Consider the following 2668-nt stretch of genomic DNA (forward strand, 5'->3'; position numbering starts at 1 on the left):
GATTGCGCTTTAGGCAGATGTCGTAGGTGGTTCCCACGTCGTCGAGCGTGGTGCATTCGAACATGATGTGCTGAATGCCGCTCGGCGGCTGAGGATTCGCGATGAGGGCCAGTGAATGGTGGCGCGGATTGCAGTGCAAGAACGTTACCAGCGTGCCGCCGTCGGGCAGCATCTCGTAGTCGGAGATCCCGAACCCGAGGGTGCGCGCATAGAAGTCGCCGGCGGCCTTCACATCGCCAGTCATGTATAAGGCGACATGGCCCATGCCCAGGCTGCCGGTCAGAAACCCCGACAACGCCCGGGCGGGAGCAAAGCGAGGCATGAAGACCGTCTCGTTGCCGGTCGACAATTCCATCCGGACACCCGTGTAGGGGCACGTGAAGTAGGCCAGTCCCAGCACGTGCCGCTCGGCCAACTCATGCGGCTTACCCGATTCCACCGTGAGACCCTGACTTTCCACCAGGGCGGCGGCGGCGTCCAGCGCACGCTGATCGGCAAGCTCCCAGCCCACATAGGCGACGTTGTCTTGGTCGGCAGCGTGCACCAGCAACCGATGGTGGCGCTCGTCGGCGCGCACATACAGCAGCTGATCATTGCTGTCGCCAACGATCTGCAATCCCAGCACCTCGGTGACGTAGCCCCGCCAGGCGTCAAGGTCGGTGGCGTCCGCACCCACGTAAGCCAGCTTGGAAACGGTCATGGCTAGATTCCTATCTCTCGTTGATGGCCGGCCTATCTGGCAGCCGTAACCCCGTGACGAAGTCCCTTATCGCGGCCCCGATCTCGTGGGGGCTGTCCTCCTGCACCGTGTGCACGCCCTTGACGGTGACCTCGGTCTGGTTGGGCCAGCTGCGTACCATGTTGCGCGTTGTGCCGCGTACGAGCGTGCCGGGCTCGGCGTTGATGAAGAGCTTGGGAATGTCGATTTCGGCAAGCCACCGAGCGTTCTCGTTCACCAACTCCACGACGTCGGCGGGTTCGCCGTCGATTGGCAGGCTGCGTGGCCACGACAGCAGCGCCCGCCGATCCTCACCGGCATGCAGGTAGGGCTGCCGGTAGTGGTCCATCTCTTCGTCTGTCAGCGGCCGCATCACCGCCCCCGGCAATCGCTCCTCGATGAAGATGTTGTCGTCAAGTACTAGGGCGTGTCTCCCGATTCAGTGGCACCCACGCGGGCGTGAATGATTGCACAGGCCAGTAGGACGCCGCCGAGGTAGGTCAGGGCGTATTTGTCGTAGCGGGTCGCGACGCCGCGCCACTGCTTGAGCCGGTTGAAGCCGCGCTCGACGGTGTTGCGCAGCGCGTAGAGAGCGGCGTCGAATGCGGGCGGGCGGCCGCCGGTTGATCCTCTGGCCTTGCGTCGAGTGATCTGGTCGCTGCGTTGAGGAATTGTGTGTTTGATTCTTCGGGAACGCAATTCGGTACGCGTGCTCGGATGCGAATACGCCTTGTCGCCGAGCAATCGGAAGTCGCGACCGGACGCGCCTTGTTGCTTGCAGGCCGCGGCGTAGTCGTCAAGCAGCGGCACCAACTGAGGGTTGTCGCCGGCTTGTCCGGCGGTCAATCGGACCGCGACCGGGGCTTCCCGCGGGTCGGTCAGGGCGTGAATCTTGGTGGTGAGCCCGCCGCGTGAGCGCCCGATCGCGTGATCGTCGGGCTCATCGGCAGCTTTCGTGTAATTCGACAGAGCCCCCTGTGGCGAGCGTGTCGGAGCGTGCGCCCGCGCAATGTTGATGCGCCCGCACGTTCGTCGAATCCACCGACAGCAGCTTCTCGAGGTCCTCGGCCATCCCGGCATCGAACCCGAACACCGTCGCGACCTGGGCCAACATCGCATCGTAGGTGCCGTCCAAGGACCATCGATGATGCCGCTTCCACACCGTCTGCCACGGTCCGAAATCGGCTGGCACGTCCCGCCATGGGCTACCCGTGCGGAATCGCCACGCGATGCCTTCCAGTATCAGACGATGGTCACCGAATCTGTTGCCCCGCTTACCCTCATCAGAGGGCATCACCGATTCGACAGCCGCCCAGAACTCATCAGAAATCACACCCATTCGCGTCACCGGTCAATCGTCGCTGGTCAACACCTTCCCATTCGGGAGACACGCCCTAGTCGACGAGCGCCAACAGTCCGAGATACACGACCATCTACAGGGCCCACGTGAGGAGCAGCCGACGAGGAACAACAAGATCGTGCCGATCACCCGTGGCTATTCCTCGATCCACTCCAGTGCAGCCCGCGAAATCGCCGCGTTGAGGTCCGGGACGTGCTCGCTACTGGCTGAGGCAGCGTCGAAATGGTCGAAATGGTCGTTGGCAATGGCGCGCAACTCACTCCAGACCAGCGAACGCTCGAGAACGGTGCTAAAACCCGACTTTTATCAGGCTAGTGCGCACGTAGGGCGTGGATTTTGGTGAGGGCTTCGGCGAGGTCGGCTGGTGGATGTTCAGCTGCGGTCAGGGTGTGGCTGCCGGCTTGGATGGTGACGGTTCGGTAGCGGCGGGCGGTTCGCACGAATTTTTTGATGCTCCAGCCGGTTTGGTGTTCGATCCAGTGCGATACGGCGAGGGCGGCGAACACGACGCTCAGGTGCGCCTCGATCGAATCGCGGGTGCGGTGGTAGATCGGGCGGGCCTGCAGGTCGTGCTTGGACATCCGGAAGCT

General features: G+C 63.2%; 1 protein-coding gene and 3 pseudogenes. All 4 read right to left on the reverse strand.

Annotated elements, in window-relative coordinates; genetic code table 11:
• Nucleotides 1–700 (reverse strand): VOC family protein (locus tag VKI00_RS02060; protein WP_324434929.1); only part of this gene is annotated, 700 nt, incomplete at its 3' end.
• Between the two features lie 10 nt (nucleotides 701–710).
• Nucleotides 711–1142, reverse strand: a pseudogene (locus VKI00_RS02065) (haloalkane dehalogenase); the annotation flags it as partial.
• A pseudogene (locus VKI00_RS02070) lies at nucleotides 1139–2066 on the reverse strand (IS5 family transposase). The pseudogenes VKI00_RS02070 and VKI00_RS02065, both read right to left, overlap by 4 nt.
• A gap of 323 nt (nucleotides 2067–2389) precedes the next feature.
• Nucleotides 2390–2668, reverse strand: a pseudogene (locus VKI00_RS02075) (IS1634 family transposase); the annotation flags it as partial.

The organism is Mycobacterium sp., assembly GCF_035314665.1.
Taxonomy (GTDB): domain Bacteria; phylum Actinomycetota; class Actinomycetes; order Mycobacteriales; family Mycobacteriaceae; genus Mycobacterium.